The following is a 23,868-nucleotide window of genomic DNA, read 5'->3' on the forward strand; positions in this document are numbered from 1 at the left end:
TTAAAGTTTTGATGTATATCAATGGCTCGTTAAATTTGATTTTAATAAAGTATTCATCGATATTGCTATTATTTTTGATGATTAGTGAGGTAAATCCTTGAGTTAAGTTATAATGGTGTACATTATCATGGCGCTAGAAGTGGCCAACAAATATATATTCAAGGAACTAGTATGAGAAAAATAAAGTTAATCGCGACCTCTGCCATCCTTTCATCGGCAGCAGTCTTTAATGCCTCGGCTGTTGAAGTGTTTAACAATGGGGAAACAAACTTTAATTTAAATGGTAACGTTTCTATTTATTTATACGCTAGCGATGGTGATAATCAATTACAAGATGGGTTCTCTCGATTTTACTTTGATACATCACATAAGTTAACGAATGACTGGAAGTCTTTAGCTAAATTAGAGTGGGGTGTTAAAGTTTCTTCAAACTCTGATAGTTTACATGTTGATAATGGTAGCTTAACCAGCACAGGTCCTGCTGAGGATCCTTTTTGGTTACGTATGGGCTATGTTGGTTTAACGCACAAAGATTACGGCACTATAACCCTGGGTAAACAATGGGGAGTAACTTATAACGTCACAGGTATTACAGATGTATTTGATGTGTTTGGCTCAGCTGCATCAGGTGTATACAATTTTGGTACTGATGGTGGTTTTTCAGGAGCAGGCCGTGCAGAGCAAGCGATTCAATATAGTTATTCTTCAGATGATTTTTATGCCGGTTTTCAGTATCAAGCAACTGATGAGCAGATAATATTTGATGAATTTAAGCCTGGTGATTTAAACTTAAATGTAAATTATGACGATTCTTATGCGATTGCTTTAACTTATAAAGCACCCTATAAACTTGGTTTTGGTTTAGGCTTTAATAAAGCTAATTTAGAATCGACTAAAGGCACTTTATCATCCAGTAAAAAAGGCACCGTAATTTCTGGCCATATGACCTATAGCAATTTAAGAGCACAAGGATTTCAAGCGGCTCTATTGTTAACAAAAATGGATAACCATGAGTTTAATGATGCTGGACAAATTATGGATGAAGCAACGGGTATTGAAATTCATGCTTCATATCGTTTTGCTAACGGCATTACCCCTTTAATTGGCTATAACTCATTGAAAGATGGTTCAACGGCTAAGTTTAGTAATAGTGGAAAATACCATTTAGAACACATCATACTTGGTGTTAAATATCTCTGGATTGAAAATACCCATTTATATGCAGAATATAAAATAGATGCATCAACAGCGTCTTCTAATGAGATTTCAACAGCCGAAGATGCTATTGGTATTGGCATGGCTTATGCCTTTTAGCAAGTAAACTATTTATTATAGAAACTATAAATTATAGGGCTTAGTTAGTTTGATTTGACGAGCTAGCCCTTTCTTTAAATACTTTAAGGTAAAGGCTTTAAATCTACTGACTGTCCCCACAGTTTTGAAAATAACTCCTGTTGTTGACTGCTTACCTTTGAACTCAAGAATTGGCACTGCCCTGTCTGCTCCAATGAAGCATTTACCGATAATGCCGCTAACCTTCTTTTTAGTTGCTGTGTGACAGGTGTTGCTGTTTCATAAATTGTTAACTGGTCTCCCGCAATAGCTTTAATTTGTTTGATTAAAAAAGGGTAGTGGGTACAACCTAACACTAAGCTATCAATACCTTCATTAAGTAGAGGGGTTAAATACTGTTGCAATAACTGCTGACACTCTTTGTTATCAATCTTCCCTTGTTCAATTAAATCAACTAACCCAGGGCAGGCTTGAATAGAGACTTGAGCATCATTTTTGTATCGTTCTACTAATTGAATAAAGTTTTTATTCTTTGCTGTCGCTTGTGTTACCAGTATTCCTACCTTGGCATTTTTACTTGCTAAAGCGGCGGGTTTAATAGCCGGCTCTACTCCGATAATAGGTACTTCAATTTCTTCTCTTAGTTGGCTAATAACACTGACTGTCGCGGTATTACAAGCAACAACTATTGCTTTTACTTTTTTGCTTAAAAAATATTGTGCAATGCTATGAACACGTTTAGTTAATATGTCATGTTGTATATCCCCGTAAGGAGCATATTGGGTATCAGCGACATAAATTAAGTTTTCGTAGGGTAATGTTTGATGTATACATTTTGCAATGGAAAGGCCGCCAACACCGGAGTCAAATACCCCGATTGCAGCTGAATTGTTATTCTGTGTTGTTACTTGCTTAGTGATGATCTTTGCTCTGCTTTATTCAAACAATGGCTCTATCGAAATTGTATTGCTTTTTCATCGTTAAAAGCAATATAATTAATTATGTAAAGTTTTTTGTTTATTTAATTGGTTTGTTTAGGTTGTCAATTAATTAGTTTGTTCAATGCATTATTCTCGCTATTTGCTGAGAATAATTTAGTAGAGTGAGTTTGTATGTCAGGTGTTGTCTCAATCGATCGTTTTAAACAATTCCCTCGATTGATGTGGATTTTGTTATTTGGCTCATTTATTACCCGTGGCAGTTATTACATGGTTTGGCCATTTTTAGCGGTCATTCTCTATGAAAAGTTTGCCTTATCAGCAACACATGTAGGACTTATTCTTTCAAGTGCTGCCGTAATTTCTGTCATAGTGAGTTTTGTTGGTAGCGCGCTATCTGACAGAATTGGTCGTCATCAGTTAATGTACGCCAGTGGTATTTTATATATCATTTCTTTTTCGTTATTAGCACAAGTGAATTCTATTGCCGGTTACGCCTTAGTGATAACTTTATGCTCTATTGCGACAGCGTTATGGCGGCCACTTACTTCTGCGTTAATTGGCGATCTCATTAAGGATAAAGGCACCCGTGAACTCGCCATGCAATCATTATATTTTGTTGTTAATGTTGGCTGCGCTGTGGGTCCTATGCTTGGCTTATGGTTAGGTTTAACCGGAGAGCAATCAAGCTTTTATATTACCGCTGGGGCGTTTGCCTTTTTATTAGCGCTTCTATGGTGGGGGTTTCACCAACATAACAAGCTTGATAAAGAAGAATCGCTGAAAGTTCACCAAATCGCTACCGATGTGATTGATGGGGATAACGCCAGCGCTTCTGCAGAAGTTCATTCTCAAACTAAACCTCAAGAAAAGCTTAAAGCAAAAGGCGGTGGAGTTAATCAAATTATCAAGGTGTTAGTCGCTGATAAGTTATTGCAGTGTCTCATTTGGGCTAACATATTATGTATGTTCATTTATGCACAAATGGATAGTTCCCTTATACAATACTTAACACGCGCTGAAGTACCTGATCTTCTGCAACTTATTTCTGCGATGATTTTTACTAATGCGTTAGTGATTATTTCAACACAATTTTTATTACTCAAGTTAATGGCAAATTTATCCTTAATTAGTCGAATACAAGTGGGGTTAGTCTTGTTAATGTGTTCGCAAGTTTGGCTAGCGCTTAATCCATTAACACTTTTTTGGGGTTGGATAGGCGCTATAGTTGTGATGAGTTTAGCGGAAACGATTCTTTTCCCTACCATGAATGTTCACATTGACCGTTTGGCTCCAGAGCATTTACGTGGAGCCTACTTTGGTGCCGCTTCATTTTATGAATTTGGCTATGCTATAGCACCATTAGGTGGCGGTATTATTCTCGACCAACTTGGCGGAACTTGGTTGTTCCTCACTACTGCAGCCTTAACGTCGATCGTTATCTACCTTTATAGTGTATTGGATAACCTACCTCGACCGGATTTTATCGAAGTTAACAGCTAATGACTGTTTAGTGAATAACGTTGCCAACGTTGAGTAAAAATAAGAAGCCATTTGAAATGCTTACTGAGACAATACCATGGGTATTAGCCTGAATGATTAACGAATAAGGGAAAAAATGAAGCAATACATGCAAACAATGATCGATTTATTGGCAAAAAATGACTTTGACGCTTTACTCCAACATTATTCAACATCAAGCGAGCCTGAAAATATAGCGCAGTTGGCTTTTCTATACCTACAAGGGAAAAAAAGCCTTATTAAGTTTGGCTTCTATCAACAACTAGCAACAAAATGGATAGATAAAAAAGGCTTGCCACTTGCCCTTATTCCGGAATTTAAAAGCAGTGAACTGTTAAGTTTTTTTACCCCCTCATTACAGTTAAAGGGGAATTTTAATAAAACTAATGAACACCAACGAAACGTATTGCATTATTTATTAGCGGGCGCTCAATCAGGGGTAACTCATGTAGAGCCGTCATTTAATTATTTACGCTCTATGATGTTATTTGAACGTAATGAATCGTTATGTAATGCGCTATGTCAACGTGATAGCCAAAATTTCACCCCAGTTGAAGTGTATTTGTATTTCAATAAAAATTTATCGCCACTACCTAATCATGAGTTAAGCGCTTTATTTGCTTTAATCGAAATTGAAAGTAAACAACAAGTTATAGATGATGCTAACTATAAATTAATAACTCAGAACGTTGCAAAAATATGCCGTAGTCAAGTTCAGTTGGTTAATAGTGAGTTACAACGTTTACTGTTAATTGCTACTTATTATAAAAAACCGATTCAAGAAATTATCAACGACATGAACCTCATAAGTTAGGGTAATAAACGTAAGCTTGGTTCTGTTGATAAATGAAGGAATAAATTATAGGGAAGTAACATTAGTCTTTGGCAATAGCTCTATTTCGCCCTTGCTCTTTAGCTTGATAAAGCGCTTCATCTGCACGTTCAAAAAACGGCATATATTGCTGTTGTCCAGCGAGAACAAAAGTATGAATACCAATGCTTATAGTAACAGAATCATGAATATCAGATTTTATATGGGGTATTTTCAAATCAGCTATAATATTAATTAAATTATTAGCAACCGCTATAGCATTGTCTTCATTAGTATTTTTTAATACCACAACAAACTCTTCGCCACCGTAACGCGCAACAAAATCCGTCTCTTCATGTAAATTTTTACGCAATGCTTGAGCAATTAAATAAAGGGCTTCATCTCCTTTTGCATGACCATAACTATCGTTATATTTTTTGAAATAATCGACATCACAAATCATCATCGAAACATTTAAGCCTAAAGAGCTGGTATTCAATATTTTTTTCATGTGAGTATCAAATGCCCTTCGGTTAGGGATTTTGGTTAAACTGTCTGTTTGGCTGATATGCTGTAGACGTATATTATGAGATATTAATTGCTGCTCCTTAGATTCCACGCCGTCTAAAAGTCTGTCAATTAAATTAAATAGCGTACCCAGTTCATCTTTTCTTTTACTGGAAAATCGAATCGAATGATCATTGTGTTTAACAATAGCGGTAACCATTTTGTCTGCACGTAATATGGGACGAATGATAAAGTAATGAAAGAATATGAATAACATAAAGAGTGTCAATAAAAAAAGCATTGAACTGGTAATGGTTGATTGATTTAACCAGCTTGTTGAAAACTGTCTTATCGGTGCTTTATAGGTAAATTTAATACCGCCGTTACCTGTTACAAGGGGGATAACGTCATATATTTCACCTTTCTTGGTTCGGTAAGATTTATTAATAAATACATTCTTTGACGTGAGCTTTACTGTGTTCTTAAGACTGGGTTGAACCAGTTCTATAGTAAAATCTATACCTGCTCTTTGTTGTAAGTTAGTTAACACCTCTTCATCAAAAAAACGCCAAAATAACATAGTGCCATTAGTGCTCCCCGTTAAATTTGCTTGAAAAATACTGGTCGCAGCAAAAAGTATAATTTTATCATTTAAAAAGGTAAACCCGACCCGAGAAACTGGCTTATTATTGTTTGTACTAATTTGCTCTTCAGAAACTAAAATATGTTTGGTCACAAATGCAGAGGGGCTATCAAAAGGCGGAAATGTTAAGGGACTAAAATTATCAAGGTCCCATGCTTGGCGCCACACTGTTTTGGCTTGTTTGTCATAAATATTAATACCATTAATGCCTAAGCTTTTATAGGTATCGGTAACAAAGTTACTGTCAGTGAACTCAGTGTTTTGATTATTTATAAAGTGATAAGTATCATCCCAGACAGCATTGTCATAATTTATAACGCCATACTCTTTACTTTTTGAAGTAAAAGCCATTTTTATACGGCTAATATCTTTTTCATCTGATGAGGCTTCTAGCGCATAGAGTTGCGGTAGTTGGATATAGTGGAGGGAAATTACCTTGATAAAAGCCACAAATATAACTAACAATAAATAAAAGACAATAAGTTTAGTTTTTAATGAGTTTATAAACAAAGCAATTACCTGATTTATAGGTGCTAAAATTAAGCTGAAGTTTAATAGTGACTATAAATAAGCGTAGTTGTAGATAATGAAAATAGCTAAAATAAGCAACTCATTATTAAATAGTTAAGTGGTAAAAACTGAGTGTCTATAAAACTTAACTGTTAGCAAGTGAATCGACTGCTTTGGGCAAGCTTATTATGAAGTGCACACCGCTAGATGAGTTCACTATAGATATTTCTCCGTGTAACTGCTGTGTTATGATTCTTTTAGCTATGCTTAAACCCACACCACTACTACCTATAGCGCGACTGGTTGTATAAAAAGGGCTGAATATTTTATTATGTTCTGCGCTATCAATTCCTTTGCCATTATCTTTATAGTGCAATTTTATAACATTACTATAATTTATTAGCTCAATTTGTATTTCCGGATTACTTGTTTCAGCTAAGCCGTGTTCGAGTGAGTTTTTACAAAGTATGAGTAACACTTGCTGGAGTAATTCGGGCACGATAAAAGCGTCTGTATTCTCGCTATGCTTTTGTTTGATATTGTATTTTACATTATGGGTAGTTAGCATCTTTTTATACGTATCAAAAATGCTATTTAAGAATGGATATAGCGAAATTATTTGAGCTGATTTTACGTTATCGCTTATTAGTAAGTCTTGTAATGTAGTGACTTTTTCAGCCGCATTATTGAGGCTGTTGGTAAGTAACTTTACACTTTCCTTAATTGTATTTAGGCAGTTAGAGAGTGTTTTTTGATTGAGCGATTTCAAGTCTAATTTTTGTTGGATATCTTCGATATTGGATTCAATAATGCTGATTGTCGTGATCCCGATACCTAAAGGGGTGTTAATTTCATGAGAAAGACCACTGATTAATATAGATAACTCTTCAAGTTGTTGTTTTTCTTCAGCAAGGTGTTGTTGATGTAATTGTTTTAATTGAACTTCAAAACTTTGTTTTACTGTTTCTAGTAGTTCAATGGTTGTTTCTGAAAATACATGTTCCTTGTTATCTAAAATACACACAGTGCCAAAGGGAGTCTCTTCATCATCAACTATGGGTAGCCCAAGATAGGCAATCATATTAAGTTTTAAATCAGGATTATTATTCCAGTTTTCATCAGAAAGAGCATTGGGTATGTTTAGTATTTTTTGTGATTTTATTACCTGTTCACAATAAAGTCCTGAGCCATTTAAGTACTCAGAGTCACCAACATTATAGGGATTTTCATTATTTTCGTTTTTGCTAAAAACGCTAATATAATCTTGTTCCATTTTCATAACCAAGGCTACAGGTACAGAGGCTAGCTTAGCCACCACGGCAAGCGTTTTGTTCCAACTTTCTATCAATTCATCATGCTTTTGATAATACAAAATTTATCCTTCCTAGACAGGTTATCGCTAACTCATAATATTAGTATAAGAAAGATGGGCGATATTGACCAATAGGTAGGCATAGTTTAGGCCGTAGGACTTTATTTTTTAAATCCCCCTATTACCGATAAGTCTTAAGATGCTAGGTACTTCTGATTTTAATAGCGCAGTTCACGACCCTATAACATCGTGGTACTTTCATTAAGGTAAAAAGTAGAGGTGCGCGGAAATATAGTTGATATTTTCTTATTTTAACTGAGAGTATTTTAACAAAAGATAAGACGCTTCCAAGGTGCCGCAGTTCACAGAGTCCTGAACACCGTGTGCTTTTCTAGTGGTGCGCGGAAATATAGTTGATATTTTTATTAGAACGGAGATAACTTTAACAAAAGATAAGACGCTTCCAAGGTGCCGCAGTTCACAGAGTCCTGAACACCGTGTGTTCAGGGCGGAAATATCATGCTAACCGTAGGCTTCCCGATACGAGCCGGGCTTGCGCAAAAGTTAATAATCAACTTCCTAAGGTAAAACTTATCGGCTCAGGGACACAGTTCACATACAAACACCCCAGAAGACAAATTAAGTATAGCGAAAAAAATATCATCAAATAAGCTTTTTTTTGTAATATTTAGCTGAGTGACGAGTAATTATTCGTTATGTTTTATTTTTAAGCTTTAACCGCAGCTAAGCTAGACGAAGGTGAAAATAAATTATTAAGGTGTGTACAAGGAGTAAGCGACTAATGCTTAAGCTGTTTTTTTCTTAGTATGGGAAATGGCTTGTTCTATGGTTGATTGTAATAAGGTGATTTTTTGCTGATTACCTTGCTGTTCAATTTTTAATTGCTGTTGAGTTTTCAATAAATCATTGGCCAAATTTAAGGCGGTCATTAATAATGTTTGTTCCGGAGAACTAATGGCTTTGTTAACGCTCGCTTTGCTTAAACGATCACTTAATTCTTGCGCCGCAGATAATAAGGCCGTTTCTTGCCCTATGGGACAAGCGATTTTTAGCTTGCGATCAACAATGTTGATTTCTACGGTTCGTTGAGACATTTACAAAAAATTCCATGTATTATTAATAATATAGACAAAATAACTCGATTTTTAGCCTATTATTTTTCATGATAACGATGCTGAGCTTCCTATGCAAGTAAATAGCGCAGTTTATGGGCATTTTCTGTTATTTTCCTTTGCTGTGATTTTCGGCAGTGATACCATACTTATCATAACTTCCAGCAAACATAGAAAGTAAATCATGACTGAATCAAGCTCAAATAACGATACCCAAAATAACGCAATGGACTTTGCTTCCTTGCAAGCCATTATGACTAGCGAAGATGTAAAATGCCATGCCAGTGAAATTCATGGTGTATTAACCGGGTTAGTTTGTGCAGGTTTTGAATTTGAAAATCAAGGGTATGTGACTATGCTTCATGATTTATTTAATGAAGGTGATGGTTTTCCTAAAGCAGTAAAGAAAGCACTCAAGCAGATGTATAGTGAATTATGGACCAGCATACTAGATGACAGTTATAGCTTTAACCTTGTATTGCCTGATGATGATGACAGTATGGCTGAACGTGGCCATGGGTTAAGTATGTGGGTGCAAGGTTTTAATTTAGGTTTTGGTTTAGAGCACAAAGATACCCCCGTTGTTTCTGCAGAAGTTAAAGAAGTACTGACAGATTTTAGCGAAATTGCTAACTTATCTGACGAAATGGACGAAGATGAAGATACCGAACAGGCGTATTTTGAAATTAGTGAGTATGTTCGAATTTCAGCTTTATTGTGCTTTAGTGAACTAGCGACACCACCTAACCATGAAAACAACAGCGCAGACAAAAAGATAATTCACTAACCTTACTGTTTACGAATAGTGGGTTAACTAGTGATAGTTATACCAATCTCACTAATTAAGTGATCATTTTTTATGGTTAAAATAAATAATAACAGCGTTATAAATTTCATAAGTAGAATAACTACTTAGTAAAATTTATGCCTTGTTCTTATCCATTTTTCCTCACCAAAAAGTAGAACACTTATTTAATGAAACTGGTATTACTAAAGTAAAACAATAAGAAATAGGCGCGACTACATATGACCACTACCCCTTTTAATAAAGCACCAATAAGTCAGTTACCATTATGTGACTATAGAAAACATCGCGCCGCTTTAATGGCTAAAATGCCTAATAACAGTATTGCTTTATTTCCCGCGGCCAGTGAAGTTACTCGCAGTAACGATACCGAATATGCGTTTTGCCAAAATAAAAACTTTTTCTACTTAACGGGTTTTAATGAGTCAGATGCCTTGTTGGTTTTGCTTAAAGGCGAACAGGGTCATACTGAGTCTATTTTATTTTCATTACCCAAAGATCCCTTGCATGAAATCTGGCATGGTCGACGCGTTGGTCAAATTAAAGCGGTACAAGATTATGGCGTAGATGAAAGCTTTGAAGTGACTGAAATTGATAACCTATTGCCTGATTATCTTGATGGTATAAGCCAAGTGTTTTTTGGTTTTAGTGATCATACTTTTGCGGCGCAAGTTTTTACTTGGTTAAAGCAAGTTAATAGCAGCATACGTCAAGGCGCTAAAGTGCCACAGCAATTAAACGATACTGATCCTATGGTGGCAGAATTGCGTTTAATTAAAACAGAGAATGAATTGGCCTTGATGCGCCAAGCTAACTATATTTCAGGTTTAGCACATCAACGCGCGATGCAAAATTGTCATGTGGGTAAATTTGAATATCAAGTCGAGGCAGACATTCTTCATGAATTTGCTCGCCATGGTGCTAGGGATGCAGCCTATGCTTGTATTGTTGCTGGCGGTGATAACGCCAATATTCTTCATTACACTAATAACAGTGATGTTTTAAAAAATAATGAGTTATTACTTATTGATGCCGGCGCTGAATTAGCTGGCTATGCTGCTGATATTACCCGTACTTTCCCTGTTAATGGACAATTCACCCCTGAGCAAAAAGCTATTTATCAATTAGTGCTCGATGCCAAAAATCTTGCGATTAATGCCATCAAACCAGGTATGTCTTTTGCCAAGTTAAATATATTAACCAATGCTTTTTTAACGCAAGGCTTAGTAGATTTAGGTATTTTACAAGGCGACTTAACCGAGCTGATTAGTGATAAAAAAATCAAGGAATACTTTATTCATGGCCTTGGTCATTGGCTAGGTTTAGATGTACATGATGTTGGTGATTATCATATCAACACCAAGAGAGAGCAGTTACGTGCATTTGAAGTGGGCATGGTGATGACCATTGAACCTGGTATTTATATCCCTCTAAGTGATTTAAGCGTCGAAGCAAAGTGGCGTGGTATTGGTGTTCGAATAGAAGATAACATTGCCGTAACCGCAACGGGCTTTGAAAACTTTACCGCTAACTCGCCACAAACCATTGAAGATATTGAAGAGTTAATGAAAAAAACGCAAAAAGCATAACTAAATCAATACAAGGTTCACTTCCGTTACGTAAAATCAGCGCAACTGAAGTGAATATAAAAAACAAAAATACTAAGATGAACGCGATGGAAAACTTTACGCAAAAAAATAAGCAACATTTTGATGTCATTATCTCAGGCGGTGGCTTATCTGGTAGCTTAATGGCGTTAAGTTTAAGTAAATTAACCCAAAACGATGGCCGTTTATTATCCATTGCCATTGTTGAAACCCTACCTTTTGATCAGACAAGTCCTGCAGATGAAAATGCTTTATTTGATGCCAGGGTCTTAGCACTCTCACACGGTAGCGCTAAATACCTCGCTAAGCAGGGCGTTTGGCAATATCTAAAAGGTGATGCCAGTGCTATTACAACTATTGATATTTCTGATCGTGGTCACTTTGGCAAAGCAAGGTTAGCAGCCAAGGAACATGGCGTTAATGCCTTAGGTTATGTCATCGATATGGCGCTTATTGGTAAAGCGCAATTGAAAGCGTTAAACGATAATAGTCAAAATAATATTCACTGGTTTAGTCCTGACTCCATTGTTGATATCGAATGGAAAGGGCAAGACGAAATAGCCACAGATAAGGCGCAGATAACGGTTACCCTTAACTCAGGTGAAATCTTGTCAGCAACGTTGTTACTTGGCTGTGACGGCGTGCAATCACCAGTAAGAAAACTCGCCAATATCGAGGTGACTTGTGATGATTACCAGCAAGTTGCTTTAATTGCTAATGTTACTACCAGCAAAGCACATCACCATAAAGCGTTTGAACGTTTTACCGAGTTTGGCCCTATTGCGATGCTACCGTTAAACCCCCTTAAACAAAGAAAGGCTTCGCTAAATAATTCAGTGAATGGCTTAGCTGGAGATACGTCACGTTGCTCACTCGTTTGGACAATGACGCCTGCGCAAGCAGAGCAAATTAAAAGCTTAAGCGATGATGCTTTTAAAGAAGAGCTTGAACGTGCTTTTGGCAGTTATCTTGGCGCAATCTCCCAGGTTGGTAAACGTGATACTTATCCGTTAGTTTTGTTACAAGCCGAGCGACAAACGTTTCATCGTATGGCGCTAGTCGGTAATGCTTCACATACTATTCATCCGATCGCAGGGCAAGGTTTTAACTTAGGTTTACGTGATGTTGCCGTGATGGCTGAATTAATTAAAAACGCCTTGGCAGCAGATCAAGATATTGGTGGTTTTTCCTTACTGCATGCTTATCAAACTAATAGAGCGAAAGACCAGCAACAGGTTATACAATTAACGGATTCATTGGTGACATTGTTTGCTAATGACTTGCCGCCGTTGGTGCTTGGGCGAAACATAGGTTTGCAGGCGCTTAACGTTATTAGCCCATTTAAAAATGCCTTAGTTAAAAAGACCATGGGATATTAATCGCTACTGCTAAAAGATTAAACAATGGATCCTCGACAAGAAAACTCGAGGATGACGGCGATTGATTTGAATGTGTTAAAACTCATAGAGGGTGATGGCTGATGAAATGTTATCGTCATCTCCGTGATTTCTTAGTCGGGGATCCATATGACTTTTACTTTTATCGTTACCTAGGTCATTCTCATTATTAATAAAGTGAGATCCGATAGTGCCTTATAAGAATTTAACAAGAGAAGAAAATGCAAAAATTTGATGTGTTAATAGTAGGTGCGGGCATGGTGGGTTTAACGCTTGCATTAGCTTTACGTAAAACTAGCCAGTTAAAAATTGCCATGGTAGATACTTTAGCGGTAACTGAACTTGATGATAAAATTGACGTTAGAGTTAGTGCTATTAATGTTGCCAGTAAAAACATCTTTGCAAATTTAGGCGTTTGGTATGCCATTGAAAACAGCCGAGTACAAGATTATCAGCACATGCATATTTGGGATAAAGCGGGGCTGGGTAAACTTGATTTCTCTGCCCAAGACAGCGCCAGTTTTCCCCCTGAAGATAACCTAGGTTGGATCATTGAAAATAAAGTTATTCGCCATGCCTTATGGCAACAAGCTGAGCTTGATGAAGGCATTCACTTTTTTACCGATAATAAATTAGCGAGTCTTAGTCAAGGCGAGAGTGAAGTTTTTGCCTCCTTCGCTAATGATACTGCCATAAATGGTAATAGCAGCACACCAACACCGCCTATTATCGCTAAACTTGTTGTTGGTGCAGATGGCGCTAACTCTTGGGTACGTAAGCAAATGAACATGGCGATGATCTTTAAAGATTACGATCATCACGCCATTGTTGCTACTGTAGCATGTCCACAAGGTCATAAAAATACTGCGTGGCAGGTGTTCTTGCCGACCGGGCCGTTAGCCTTTTTACCGTTAAATTCTTTAACGTCTGGTAAAAAAAATAAAGCAGAATCATCAACACAGAGCTCGGTTTCCTCGGTAGATGATTTATGCTCGATTGTATATTCAACCTCACCAGAAGATGCCAAACGTTTAATCTCACTTGATGCGATTGATTTTGCTAAAGAGTTAACGGCAGCCAGTGACGGCAAATTAGGCGATATTACCCTTAAAAGTGAGCGTTTTACTTACCCACTCACCATGCGTTTAGCACAAGATTTTGTTAAAGATCGCGTAGTTCTTATTGGCGATGCAGCGCATACCATTCATCCGCTTGCCGGGCAGGGCGTTAACTTAGGCTTACTTGATGCAGCAGCTTTAGCGCAAACGTTAACAGCAAAACTGAGTGAACATGATGAAAACTATTCTCATGAAAGTTATGCTGAATTTGTTAATAGCTCAGACCTTAAAGCATTCTCTCGCTGGCGTAAAAGTGAAGCCACTGAAATGATAGCGGCCATGGAGGGCATTAAACAAGCTTTCGCTCCGCAACAGTCACCTATTAAATTACTACGTGGAATGGGCATGAATATTATTAACAATTTTGCTCCAGCTAAAAATCGTTTGATTGCTCAAGCCTTAGGTATCAAGGCCGATCTGCCTGAGCTTGCTTATCAAAAAGATAGCCTTTAACACGACTAATTCTCCCCGTATAAGCAAGCACTATAATAAGTATCAAAAAATAAAAGCCAATAAAGTTATTGGCTTTTATTTGTTCTGTGCCTCGATAATCCAAACAATAATGCGATTAATTTCGTAATATTACTTTTTATAAAATATAATTCTAATAAATAATGAAACACGGGTTTATATTTTTTAATTGTGGATTTTACTGTTGAATCAACGGTAAGTGACAGCTATAATCAGTCAACTTTGATTATTTCTTTTGATCACTCTCAGGTGGAACACATGACTAATAAAACAGTATTACATGCAAAGCATTTAGCTTCAGGCGCAAAAATGGTTGATTTTTATGGCTGGGAAATGCCTATTAACTATGGCTCTCAAATCGAAGAGCATCATGCAGTAAGAACCAATGCCGGTATGTTTGATGTTTCACACATGACCATTGTTGACGTGCAAGGCACTGACGCAAAAGCTTTCTTACGCCGTTTAGTGATTAACGATGTTGCTAAACTAACAACTCCTGGTAAAGCGTTATACACAGGTATGTTGAATGAAGAAGGCGGCGTGATTGATGATTTAATCATCTACTTCTTCTCAGACACTAACTACCGTTTAGTGGTTAACTCAGCAACACGTGAAAAAGATCTTGCGTGGATGACTAAGCAATCAGCTGGTTTTGACTTAACAATTACTGAACGTCCTGAATTTGGCATGATTGCCGTTCAAGGCCCAGAAGCGATAGCAAAAGTAGCTACGTTACTTACCGCAGAAGAAAGTGCTGCTGTTGAAGGCATGAAGCCATTCTTTGGTGTACAAATTGGCGATTTATTTATCGCAACTACGGGTTACACAGGCGAAAATGGTTACGAAATTATTGTACCTGAAAGCGCAGCTGAAGATTTCTGGCAGAAATTATTAGATGCGGGTGTAGCGCCTTGTGGTTTAGGTGCTCGTGATACATTACGTTTAGAAGCCGGTATGAACCTTTACGGTTTAGACATGGACGAAACAGTTTCACCAATCGCAGCTAACATGGCGTGGACAATTGCATGGGAACCTACCGACCGTGATTTTATCGGTCGTGACGTATTAACAGCACAAAAAACAGCGGGCGATCAGCCTAAGCTAGTTGGTTTAGTGCTTGAAGAAAAAGGTGTGCTTCGTTCACATCAAGTTGTTGTAACTGAATTTGGTAACGGTGAAATCACCTCAGGTACTTTCTCTCCAACATTAGGTCACAGTGTTGCTTTAGCGCGTGTTCCACGTAGCGTAAAAGTAGGTGACGTTGTTGAAGTTGAAATGCGTAAAAAATTAGTTAAAGTTACAGTAACCAAGCCTAGCTTTGTTCGTAACGGCAAAAAAGTATTCTAATTCGTCATACTTGAAATTACAGCATTATATTTAGGTATAAACTGTCATCGTTATTCGTCCTATCACTTAGCAAACTTATATTAGCTAAGCTCAAGGATCTATAACTCGATACCTTTGCTGTAATTCCAATTATTTAGAATTTATATTATTATCTAGCTGCATTTGTGCTATATAAATTTACAGAAATTTAATCTATTGATCGAATCAAGTATTTGGTCAATTTACTAATAAAGTAACAATAGGAACAATTAAAATGAGCAACATCCCTACAGAATTAAAATATGCCACTTCTCATGAGTGGGTTAGCGTAGCAATAGACGGTATCGTTACTGTTGGTATTACTGAACACGCACAAGGCCTTTTAGGTGACATGGTATTTGTTGAATTACCAGACGTTGATGATTCAATCAGCACTGGTGATGATGTTGCTGTTGCAGAATCTGTTAAAGCAGCTTCAGACATTTACGCACCTGTTTCAGGTACTGTTGTTGAAATCAACGAAGCACTTGAAGATGCTCCAGAGTTAGTTAACTCTGACGCGTTTGGTGAAGGTTGGTTATTTAAAGTTAAACTTGATGATGCAAGCGAGTTAGACAACTTACTTGATGCTGAAGGTTATGCCAACTCTATCGATGAAGACTAATTTTCAGTCACATTCAGCATTTATGCTGCGTTGCCTTTGTTATTCGTTTTCATCGCTTAGTGTACTAAGCTCAGCAAACTCATAACTTCAGCGCCTTGCCTAAAAGCCGACTGTTTATGAAAAATATTATTTAGCTTTATTGTTTAGTGTTAAAAGACAACCTAAACATTGATTATCTTAGCTAAACTATTAGTACTAAATATTAAGCCTCTTTGCTCTTTATGAACATGAGGCTTTCTTATATTTTCAATATGTAAATTTTATTTAAGTGAAACTGTTATGACCTCAAATGTAATTGTTAACTCATTAGCTGAGTTAGAGCAAACTGAAGACTTCATCCGTCGCCACATTGGCCCAAGTGAATCACAAACTCAAGCTATGTTGAAAGACCTAGGCGTTGAGTCGGTTGATGCCTTAATTGATGAAATCGTACCAAGTGATATTCGTTTAGCTGATTTACCAAACATCCAAGAGAGTAAAACAGAAGTTCAAGCATTGGCTGATTTAAAAGCCGTTGCTAGCTTAAATAAAGTAAACGACACTTACATTGGTTTAGGTTACTACGGTACCTTAACGCCAAACGTTATTTTACGTAACGTGTTAGAAAATCCAGGTTGGTATACGGCGTATACGCCGTATCAACCAGAAATTGCACAAGGTCGTTTAGAGTCATTATTAAACTTCCAACAAATGTGTATAGACCTTACCGGTCTTGACCTTGCTTCAGCATCATTATTAGATGAATCAACTGCCGCAGCAGAAGCCATGGCATTAGCCAAACGTGTTTCTAAAAACAAAAAATCAAACTTATTTTTCATCGGTGATGATGTTTACCCACAAACAATTGACGTTGTTAAGCAACGTGCACAAATGTTTGGTTTCGACATTATCGTTGCTCCAGCAGAAGAAGCCGCTGATCACGATATCTTTGGCGCCCTTATCCAATACCCTGGCGCTAGCGGTAAAGTAACGGATATCAGCGACTTAATTGCTAAAATTCAAGAGAAAAAAGGCATTGTAGCGGTAGCTGCCGACATCATGAGCTTAGTTTTATTGAAGTCTCCTGGTGAATTAGGCGCAGATGCTGTTATTGGTTCAACGCAACGTTTTGGCGTTCCTATGGGATACGGCGGTCCACACGCTGCATTCTTTACCACGTCTGACAAATACAAACGTTCATTACCTGGTCGTATTATCGGTGTTTCAAAGGACACACGTGATAACAACGCACTACGCATGGCTATGCAAACACGTGAGCAACATATACGTCGTGAAAAAGCCAACTCAAACATTTGTACAGCGCAAGTATTACTCGCCAACATGGCAGCGTTTTACGCGGTTTACCACGGTCCTCAAGGTTTAAAAACTATTGCTAACCGTATTCACCGTTTAACTGACATTTTATGTTTAGGTACAGCAAGCAAAGGCTTAATTGCCAAGCATGCTCACTACTTCGACACGCTTACATTCAAGTTAACTAACAAAGATGAAGTGGTAGCACGTGCATTAACTGCCGGTGTTAACTTCCGCACTGACGTTGCTGGTCAAATCTCTATCTCACTAGATGAAACCACTACACGTGAAAACGTAGCTGGGCTTTTCGATATCTTATTAGGTGAAGGTCACGGTCTTAACGTAGCTGAGTTAGATGATGTTGTGATTGCATTAGCTCATTCTTCAATTCCTGAGTCTTTAGTACGTGAGTCTGCAATATTAACTCACCCAGTATTTAACTCGTACCACAGCGAAACAGAAATGCTTCGTTATATCAAAAAACTTGAGAACAAAGATTTAGCATTGAACCACTCAATGATCTCTCTTGGCTCTTGTACCATGAAGTTAAATGCAACAGCGCAGATGATCCCAGTATCATGGCCTGAATTTGCTAACATGCATCCTTTTGCGCCAGTTAACCAAGCGCTAGGTTACAAGAAAATGATTGATGAGCTAGCCGATTGGTTAGTTGAATTAACAGGCTACGACAAAATGTCTATGCAGCCTAACTCGGGTGCTCAAGGTGAATACGCTGGCTTAATCGCAATCAGCAAGTATCACGAAAGCCGAGGGGACAGTCATCGTAACATTTGTTTAATCCCATCTTCAGCACACGGAACTAACCCTGCAACAGCGCAAATGGTTGGTTTTAAAGTGGTTGTAGTAGATTGTGATAAAGAAGGTAACGTTGACATGGCCGACTTAACAGCGAAAGCTGAAGAGTTAGCAGACAACCTTGCTTGTATCATGATCACTTACCCGTCTACGCACGGTGTATATGAAACAACGATTGCAGAAATTTGTAACATCGTTCATAACAATGGCGGTCAAGTTTACCTTGATGGCGCGAACATGAATGCACAAGTTGGTTTAACATCTCCAGGCCATATCGGCGCTGATGTTTCTCACCTTAACTTGCACAAAACTTTTGCTATTCCACACGGTGGTGGCGGTCCAGGTATGGGTCCTATCGGCGTTAAAGCGCATTTATCACCATTCTTACCAGATCACGCAATCATCAACGTAGATGAAGAAACGAAAGGTAACGGCGCAGTATCAGCAGCACCTTACGGTAGTGCCGGTATTTTATGTATCTCTTACCTTTACGTTGCGCTTTTAGGTAAAAAAGGTGTTACTGATGCAAGTAAATATGCGATCACTAACGCTAACTACATGGCAACTAAACTAAGCCAACATTACCCGTTATTATACACAGGTAAAAATGGTCGTGTTGCACACGAATGTATTATTGATTTACGCCCACTTAAAGCAACGTCAGGTATTACTGAAGTTGATATAGCAAAGCGATTAATCGATTACGGTTTCCATGCACCAACGATGTCGTTCCCAGTAGCGGGCACGTTCATGATTGAACCAACGGAATCAGAATCTAAAGTTGAGCTTGACCGTTTCATAGAAGCAATGACATGTATTCGTGATGAAGTACGTAAAGTTGAATCTGGCGAGTGGGCATTAAACGATAACCCATTACAGAATGCTCCGCATACACTAGCTGATATTACTGATGTTTGGGATCGTGGTTACACGGTTCAAGAAGCAGTATTCCCAGTACCAGCGGCAGCGGCTAATAAATTCTGGCCAACAGTTAACCGTATTGATGATGTATACGGAGACAGAAACTTAATTTGTTCATGTCCACCAATTGAAAGCTATATTGACTAAATTTTTGATTTTTCAATCCTGAGTTGGATTAGTCATCCCCGAGGTTTTTGTCGGGGATCCAGTATTTGACTGATAAATAAAAAGGCGAACCAGAAATGGTTCGCCTTTTTTTATTTTTTTGAAAAAATTTGCTTCACAATTGCATTAATCTCTTGTTGGTTTGCCTGCCATATAAAATCCTGTCTATATTGCTTTTGTGCTATAACAGGCTGTAAATATGTAATATTATTTAAGTTACCTAGAAGATCAATAGATTGAAACATTAACGCTGTACCCTGTGCATGTTTGTTTGTATCTAATTGACCATTTTCATTAAAAGTTATGATTAAGTAGTCACAGTGAATAATGTTTATCGCTTGACGGTTTTCCATTTCAACATAGGATATGGAGCACTTAACCCTCTCAGAGCTGTACTTAGGGTAAAATACATCTTTGTCAGCATTTAATAAGCGTTCAAACTTACGATAAGGTATTTTTTCTATTTTACCGTATTTATCAAAAAAATGGACTCTTGGACTTATTCCCATAAGTTTATCCTATTTATAAGTCAGATAAAGGACTACGCACGCCATTAGCACCTGCTTGAATAACATGAGTATATATTTGTGTTGTTCGGATATCAGTATGACCTAGTTGTTCTTGTACCGTACGAATATCAGCCCCCCGTTGTAGCAAATGTGTAGCAAAAGAGTGGCGCAAGGTGTGGCATGAGACTACCTTTTTGATGAGTGCTAATTTAGCGGCTTTTTTAATTGCTTTTTGTAATGAGCTTTCATCAATATGATGTCGACGAACTTTATTAGTATCGTGAGGGTCGTGGCTTAATCTTGCTGATGGGAATAAATAGTGCCAACCAAACTCTTTAGCTGCTGTTGGATATTTTTTATTTAAAGCAAAGGGCAGCCAAACTCCTTGATAATGCGATGTATTGTTGTCTAAATCGAAATACTTCTTACAGATATCTATTTGTAATTTTAATGGCTCCACTAATTCTTGTGCTAAAGTAACCCTGCGGTTTTTACCACCTTTCCCTTGCCAAACCAAAACTGACATATAGTCAAAATCTATATCTTGAACTCGTAACCTGACGGTTTCCATTAGCCTTAATCCGCTACCATACATAAGACTAGCTAATAGCCAATACTGAGCATCCACTAAGCTAAGTAAACATGCAGTTTCACTTTTAGTTAATACCACTGGCAATTTAGCTTGTCGCTGCGACTTATTAAATTTTAATGTTAGTGATAGGGGCGACTTTAAAAACTCGGTATAAAGAAAAACTAATGAATTAAGGGCAATTGTTTGTGTTCCAGGCGCAACATTTTCTTTATTTGCTAGGTAAGTTAAATACTGTTCAACTTCATTATTGCCCATTTTTGACGGATGTTGCTTATTATTAAAAATAATATATCGCTTGATCCAATAAATGTACGTTTGAATAGTTCTTTTAGCAAATCTACGTGTGATCATAAATTCGTTGATGCTATTTAAAAATAAAGATTTAGGCATAGTAAAAATAAATAATTATCCGCTGTGTTTATATCCAGTGTAGTCGAAAATTAAAATGTGTCTTTGATAGACGGAATATTTCCGTAATGCACGCAATTATGAAATAGTTAAAAAGTTATTAAACTCATTGATAATTACTATTAAAAAGCGTATTTTAATAGTAATTAAAAATCATGATAGACGGAAAGTATCCGTGTTTAAATACGGAATTATTCTCTCTATTAAGCTGTTAGCAGGCAACACTTGTTCAAGTTTATTTAGTTGCTTTGCTTGGTACTTCACATCAAAGGATTGGTGTATATTTCCCTTCCTTTTTCGTGTATACCTTATGAGTTTTACAAGTCGGTAAGCATTCTATGTTATTGTTTATCAATCAAGTTTAGTGGCTAAGTGTTGCCGTGTTTATTGCACCTCACTTCCACTAATTTAATTTTAGCGTTAGTTGTAGGTTTAGTGCTTTTAACTACCTGCTGCTAACAAGGTATTCAAACGGACTCGTACAGTTTGCTCGCGCTCCGCGCAATTTAGCAAATTGTACTTAGCCGCTTAATATAGCGTTATATGCTGTTAAAACGTAGCTTTAGATAAAGTGATGTCTAGTACATAGTTTTTCGCTAAAACTGGTTTAACGCAGGTCACTAATAAGCTTTGCCTAATTACCTTTTTCAAAGGTGCAAAGCTATTAGTTTTGTTCAACCTTTAACGTGTAGCGTAAAAGTTCACGGTTAGGTTGTTTTATTACGGTCGCCTTTAAGTTATTGTATCGCTTGGTTTTACCTGCGCTGCATCTAACAAGGCCATCAAACGGACACGTACAGTTTGCTCGCGCTCCGCGCAGTTTAGCAAATTGTACTTAGCCGCTTATAGCGGCGTTATATGCCTAAGGAATAGCATGAGTAGCCAGCAAGATATCTGTGCTAAATTTAAAGCGGAATTTTCACCTTGTAATGAATCCGATAAATTAGGTATTGCTATTGAAACTATCGGCAAACTTCCGATAAATGGTTTAAGGCATGTGGCTGAAAATGGTACGTGTGGTTGGTATATTTGGTGCGGCGAAGAATGGAGCGACGATCCTGATTTCTTTAAGCCTTTACATGTTAAACATATTAACGAGTATCTTCCCCAAATTGAACCTTATTTGGCATTACCTCCAGGGCACAGATTTTTAGTTGCTGACGGCTATGAAGATGTATGGCAAGATTTGGAGTTAATCGGCATATAACAAGCTGTTCAAGCGGGACAAAATACAGTTGGCTGTTTTCGCTCCGCTCAACATTTTAGCCAACTAAATTTTGCCCCTTAACAGGGCGTTATATGCTAATAAAAATAAGCTTTAAATAAAGTGCTTTCTAGTGCGTAGTTTTTCGCTAAAACTAGTTAGCATCAGCATTAATAAGCATTGCCTCTTTTACCTTTTTCAAAGGTGGCAACGCTATTAATTTTGTTCAACCTTTATCGTGTAGCGTAAAAGTTCACGGTTAGGTTGTTTTATTACGGTCGCCTTAAGTTATTGTATCGTTTGGTTTTACCAGCGCAGCATCTAACAAGGCCATCAAACGGACACGTACAGTTTGCTCGCGCTTCGCGCAGTTTAGTAAATTGTACTTAGCCGCTTATAGCGGCGTTATGTGTTATTCAAATATGGAGATTTGAAATATGAAAGAAGATCAATTTAATGCTTGGGAACTACTTCGTACAAAGGGTAAGTTACGATTCTTCATCGTCAACGGAGTTTTATCGTATGGGTTACCTATGCTTATTCTTATGGCTTTTATCAGTAAGCCGTTCTCAGAAGGTTTTACTTTCCAAGCCGCTTCCTCTCACTTTATAACATGGTCATTAGCAGGGTTACTATTTGGTGTGTCCATGTGGTATCTTAATGAGTATATGTATAAAAAAGAATTAGTTAGGCGTACTAACACATAACAAGCCAATCAAGCAGGACTGCTAACAGTTTGCTCGGTTCCGCTACGTTTCACATTTTAGCAAACTATTAGCAGCCCCTTATTGGGGCGTTAGTTGGCACCACGAAATCAAGTTAATATTTATGCGTAAAAGCGGTATTTTCTAAATTAATTTGGTGGGTTACGCTTCAGTTTTCGCCACAGAAGTTTGGTTATGATCGCTAATAGACTTTACGCTTTTTAAGACACTTTTGCGGTAAAGCCATTAGCTAGTTCAGGCAGTATTGTTTGGCTCAAAAATCATGGTTTTGTGTATCGTGGTGCTGGGGGTTTTTGGATTCTTCCTAATATCCCACAAACATGGTAACTTATTGTAAATTTTGTGCTTTTAATTAAAGTTCAACTAACAAGAACATCAAACGGAAAATTTACAGTTGGCTCTTTTTCGTTCCTCAAAATTTTAGCCAACTATAATTTTCCGCTTATGTAAGCGTTATACGTACATGGAGGTTAACTTCACTTATGAAGTACTTAATATTTATTCTAGTTTTCTTTTTATGCTCTTGCGCTGAGCTTAGTTCAAAGAATCAAAGTCCCGAGACTCGTTCAGGCAATCTTGGCGAGCTTGCATTAGGTGTACTCAAAAGTAACGATGCTGCATCTAAGTGTGAACAAGGTCATGCCCAAGATAGGGTAAATTGCCGTAAAAGAAAACAAGCTCAAGTTGATGCTATTAACAAATCAATTAAAGAACACACAGTTCAGTAGTACGTATAACAAGCAATTCAACGTGACACGCAACAGTTGCCCGTGCTCATTCTTCGCTATTTTGGCCAACTATTACTTAGCCCGTTAATGTGGGCGTTAGGTGGCACCACTTTTCTGTTTTAATGGTTAACCAACTTATGCATTTCTATTTTTTGCTTGGTGGTTATTCTGTTTCGTGGGTTTTCGCCGAAACGTTTTTTAAATGTCGCGAATCATTGTCGAGAGTCCAGTAATAACATTTGTGTTGTGCGCTAAAAGTACTTTTATGTAATGGCTCAAAATAATGGTTTGGCATATAGCCGTGGTGCGGTTATATTAAGTTTCGAAGTTTGCTTTAACTATTTGGTTCTATAGTAAATTTAACCTAACAAGCAATTCAAACGGACAAAAAACAGTTGGCTGTTTTCACTTCGTTCAACATTTTAGCCAACTAATTTTAGCCGCTTAATAT

The 23,868-nt window shown here is 37.4% G+C and carries 19 protein-coding genes and 1 other RNA gene; 13 read left to right on the forward strand and 7 right to left on the reverse strand.

Annotation, left to right across the window (positions count from 1 at the left end; translation table 11 throughout):
• Positions 1–171: 171 nt before the first annotated feature.
• Positions 172–1,314, forward strand: a complete 1,143-nt coding sequence (locus CXF71_RS17355) for a porin (protein WP_101234178.1) — start codon at positions 172–174, stop codon at positions 1,312–1,314.
• Between the two features lie 83 nt (positions 1,315–1,397).
• Here CXF71_RS17355 and murI read toward each other — a convergent pair whose 3' ends face one another.
• Positions 1,398–2,216: a glutamate racemase gene (gene murI / locus CXF71_RS17360; protein WP_332871783.1), complete on the reverse strand. Its 819-nt coding sequence runs from the start codon at positions 2,214–2,216 to the stop codon at positions 1,398–1,400.
• Between the two features lie 189 nt (positions 2,217–2,405).
• Here murI and CXF71_RS17365 point away from each other — a divergent pair, with 189 nt between their 5' ends.
• On the forward strand, positions 2,406–3,734 hold the full coding sequence (locus CXF71_RS17365; RefSeq protein WP_101234180.1) for an MFS transporter: 1,329 nt from the start codon (positions 2,406–2,408) through the stop codon (positions 3,732–3,734).
• A gap of 115 nt (positions 3,735–3,849) precedes the next feature.
• Positions 3,850–4,566 (forward strand): hypothetical protein, encoded by a 717-nt coding sequence (locus tag CXF71_RS17370; protein ID WP_101234181.1) that lies wholly within the window; start codon positions 3,850–3,852, stop codon positions 4,564–4,566.
• A 61-nt stretch (positions 4,567–4,627) separates the two neighbouring features.
• On the opposite strand, the gene CXF71_RS17375 is transcribed toward CXF71_RS17370, so the two are convergent.
• From CXF71_RS17375 to CXF71_RS17390, 4 genes are all read right to left on the reverse strand, one after another.
• Positions 4,628–6,163 (reverse strand): sensor domain-containing diguanylate cyclase, encoded by a 1,536-nt coding sequence (locus CXF71_RS17375; protein ID WP_198559900.1) that lies wholly within the window; start codon positions 6,161–6,163, stop codon positions 4,628–4,630.
• Between the two features lie 205 nt (positions 6,164–6,368).
• Complete coding sequence (locus CXF71_RS17380; RefSeq protein WP_232771526.1) at positions 6,369–7,595, reverse strand: GAF domain-containing sensor histidine kinase; 1,227 nt, start codon at positions 7,593–7,595, stop codon at positions 6,369–6,371.
• A gap of 396 nt (positions 7,596–7,991) precedes the next feature.
• A non-coding RNA gene (gene ssrS / locus CXF71_RS17385) (6S RNA) lies at positions 7,992–8,172 on the reverse strand.
• A gap of 169 nt (positions 8,173–8,341) precedes the next feature.
• Entirely contained in the window at positions 8,342–8,650 is a 309-nt protein-coding gene (locus tag CXF71_RS17390) for a cell division protein ZapA (RefSeq protein WP_101234183.1), read from the reverse strand.
• 202 nt (positions 8,651–8,852) lie between these two features.
• Here CXF71_RS17390 and CXF71_RS17395 point away from each other — a divergent pair, with 202 nt between their 5' ends.
• The 7 genes from CXF71_RS17395 to gcvP all read left to right on the forward strand — a co-directional run bounded on the left by CXF71_RS17395 (position 8,853) and on the right by gcvP (position 19,233).
• Positions 8,853–9,455 (forward strand): UPF0149 family protein, encoded by a 603-nt coding sequence (locus tag CXF71_RS17395; RefSeq protein ID WP_101234184.1) that lies wholly within the window; start codon positions 8,853–8,855, stop codon positions 9,453–9,455.
• A 239-nt stretch (positions 9,456–9,694) separates the two neighbouring features.
• Complete coding sequence (pepP, locus tag CXF71_RS17400) at positions 9,695–11,062, forward strand: Xaa-Pro aminopeptidase (RefSeq protein ID WP_101234185.1); 1,368 nt, start codon at positions 9,695–9,697, stop codon at positions 11,060–11,062.
• A gap of 50 nt (positions 11,063–11,112) precedes the next feature.
• The gene (gene ubiH / locus CXF71_RS17405; protein WP_232771527.1) at positions 11,113–12,459 is read left to right on the forward strand and encodes a 2-octaprenyl-6-methoxyphenyl hydroxylase; all 1,347 of its coding nucleotides are present in this window, start codon (positions 11,113–11,115) and stop codon (positions 12,457–12,459) included.
• A gap of 239 nt (positions 12,460–12,698) precedes the next feature.
• Entirely contained in the window at positions 12,699–14,048 is a 1,350-nt protein-coding gene (locus CXF71_RS17410) for a UbiH/UbiF/VisC/COQ6 family ubiquinone biosynthesis hydroxylase (RefSeq protein WP_101234187.1), read from the forward strand.
• Positions 14,049–14,324: 276 nt separating this feature from the next.
• Positions 14,325–15,413 (forward strand): glycine cleavage system aminomethyltransferase GcvT, encoded by a 1,089-nt coding sequence (gcvT, locus tag CXF71_RS17415; protein ID WP_101234188.1) that lies wholly within the window; start codon positions 14,325–14,327, stop codon positions 15,411–15,413.
• A gap of 253 nt (positions 15,414–15,666) precedes the next feature.
• Positions 15,667–16,056 carry a glycine cleavage system protein GcvH gene (gene gcvH / locus CXF71_RS17420; protein WP_101234189.1) on the forward strand — a complete coding sequence of 130 codons (390 nt, stop codon included), beginning with the start codon at positions 15,667–15,669 and terminating at the stop codon, positions 16,054–16,056.
• Positions 16,057–16,335: 279 nt separating this feature from the next.
• On the forward strand, positions 16,336–19,233 hold the full coding sequence (gene gcvP, locus CXF71_RS17425) for an aminomethyl-transferring glycine dehydrogenase (protein ID WP_101234190.1): 2,898 nt from the start codon (positions 16,336–16,338) through the stop codon (positions 19,231–19,233).
• A 110-nt stretch (positions 19,234–19,343) separates the two neighbouring features.
• Here gcvP and CXF71_RS17430 read toward each other — a convergent pair whose 3' ends face one another.
• On the reverse strand, positions 19,344–19,760 hold the full coding sequence (locus tag CXF71_RS17430) for a hypothetical protein (protein ID WP_101234191.1): 417 nt from the start codon (positions 19,758–19,760) through the stop codon (positions 19,344–19,346).
• A gap of 13 nt (positions 19,761–19,773) precedes the next feature.
• Positions 19,774–20,742 (reverse strand): integron integrase, encoded by a 969-nt coding sequence (locus CXF71_RS17435; RefSeq protein WP_101234192.1) that lies wholly within the window; start codon positions 20,740–20,742, stop codon positions 19,774–19,776.
• An 892-nt stretch (positions 20,743–21,634) separates the two neighbouring features.
• On the opposite strand from CXF71_RS17435, the gene CXF71_RS17440 reads away from it, so the two are divergent.
• The 3 genes from CXF71_RS17440 (at position 21,635) to CXF71_RS17450 (ending at position 23,417) form a co-directional block, all read left to right on the forward strand.
• Positions 21,635–21,967: an immunity protein Imm33 domain-containing protein gene (locus tag CXF71_RS17440; RefSeq protein WP_101234193.1), complete on the forward strand. Its 333-nt coding sequence runs from the start codon at positions 21,635–21,637 to the stop codon at positions 21,965–21,967.
• Between the two features lie 434 nt (positions 21,968–22,401).
• Positions 22,402–22,671 carry a hypothetical protein gene (locus tag CXF71_RS17445; protein WP_101234194.1) on the forward strand — a complete coding sequence of 90 codons (270 nt, stop codon included), beginning with the start codon at positions 22,402–22,404 and terminating at the stop codon, positions 22,669–22,671.
• Positions 22,672–23,171: 500 nt separating this feature from the next.
• Complete coding sequence (locus CXF71_RS17450) at positions 23,172–23,417, forward strand: hypothetical protein (protein ID WP_101234195.1); 246 nt, start codon at positions 23,172–23,174, stop codon at positions 23,415–23,417.
• Positions 23,418–23,868: the final 451 nt, after the last annotated feature.

Origin of the sequence: Colwellia sp. 12G3, assembly GCF_002836775.1 — a bacterium.
Lineage (GTDB): Bacteria > Pseudomonadota > Gammaproteobacteria > Enterobacterales > Alteromonadaceae > Colwellia.

Coding starts and splice junctions, on each gene's coding strand:
- CXF71_RS17355 (WP_101234178.1), top strand. CDS start 172: ATGAGAAAAATAAAGTTAATCGCGACCTCTGCCATCCTTTCATCGGCA.
- CXF71_RS17365 (WP_101234180.1), top strand. CDS start 2,406: ATGTCAGGTGTTGTCTCAATCGATCGTTTTAAACAATTCCCTCGATTG.
- CXF71_RS17370 (WP_101234181.1), top strand. CDS start 3,850: ATGAAGCAATACATGCAAACAATGATCGATTTATTGGCAAAAAATGAC.
- CXF71_RS17390 (WP_101234183.1), bottom strand. CDS start 8,650: ATGTCTCAACGAACCGTAGAAATCAACATTGTTGATCGCAAGCTAAAA.
- CXF71_RS17395 (WP_101234184.1), top strand. CDS start 8,853: ATGACTGAATCAAGCTCAAATAACGATACCCAAAATAACGCAATGGAC.
- pepP (WP_101234185.1), top strand. CDS start 9,695: ATGACCACTACCCCTTTTAATAAAGCACCAATAAGTCAGTTACCATTA.
- CXF71_RS17410 (WP_101234187.1), top strand. CDS start 12,699: ATGCAAAAATTTGATGTGTTAATAGTAGGTGCGGGCATGGTGGGTTTA.
- gcvT (WP_101234188.1), top strand. CDS start 14,325: ATGACTAATAAAACAGTATTACATGCAAAGCATTTAGCTTCAGGCGCA.
- gcvH (WP_101234189.1), top strand. CDS start 15,667: ATGAGCAACATCCCTACAGAATTAAAATATGCCACTTCTCATGAGTGG.
- gcvP (WP_101234190.1), top strand. CDS start 16,336: ATGACCTCAAATGTAATTGTTAACTCATTAGCTGAGTTAGAGCAAACT.
- CXF71_RS17430 (WP_101234191.1), bottom strand. CDS start 19,760: ATGGGAATAAGTCCAAGAGTCCATTTTTTTGATAAATACGGTAAAATA.
- CXF71_RS17435 (WP_101234192.1), bottom strand. CDS start 20,742: ATGCCTAAATCTTTATTTTTAAATAGCATCAACGAATTTATGATCACA.
- CXF71_RS17440 (WP_101234193.1), top strand. CDS start 21,635: ATGAGTAGCCAGCAAGATATCTGTGCTAAATTTAAAGCGGAATTTTCA.
- CXF71_RS17445 (WP_101234194.1), top strand. CDS start 22,402: ATGAAAGAAGATCAATTTAATGCTTGGGAACTACTTCGTACAAAGGGT.
- CXF71_RS17450 (WP_101234195.1), top strand. CDS start 23,172: ATGAAGTACTTAATATTTATTCTAGTTTTCTTTTTATGCTCTTGCGCT.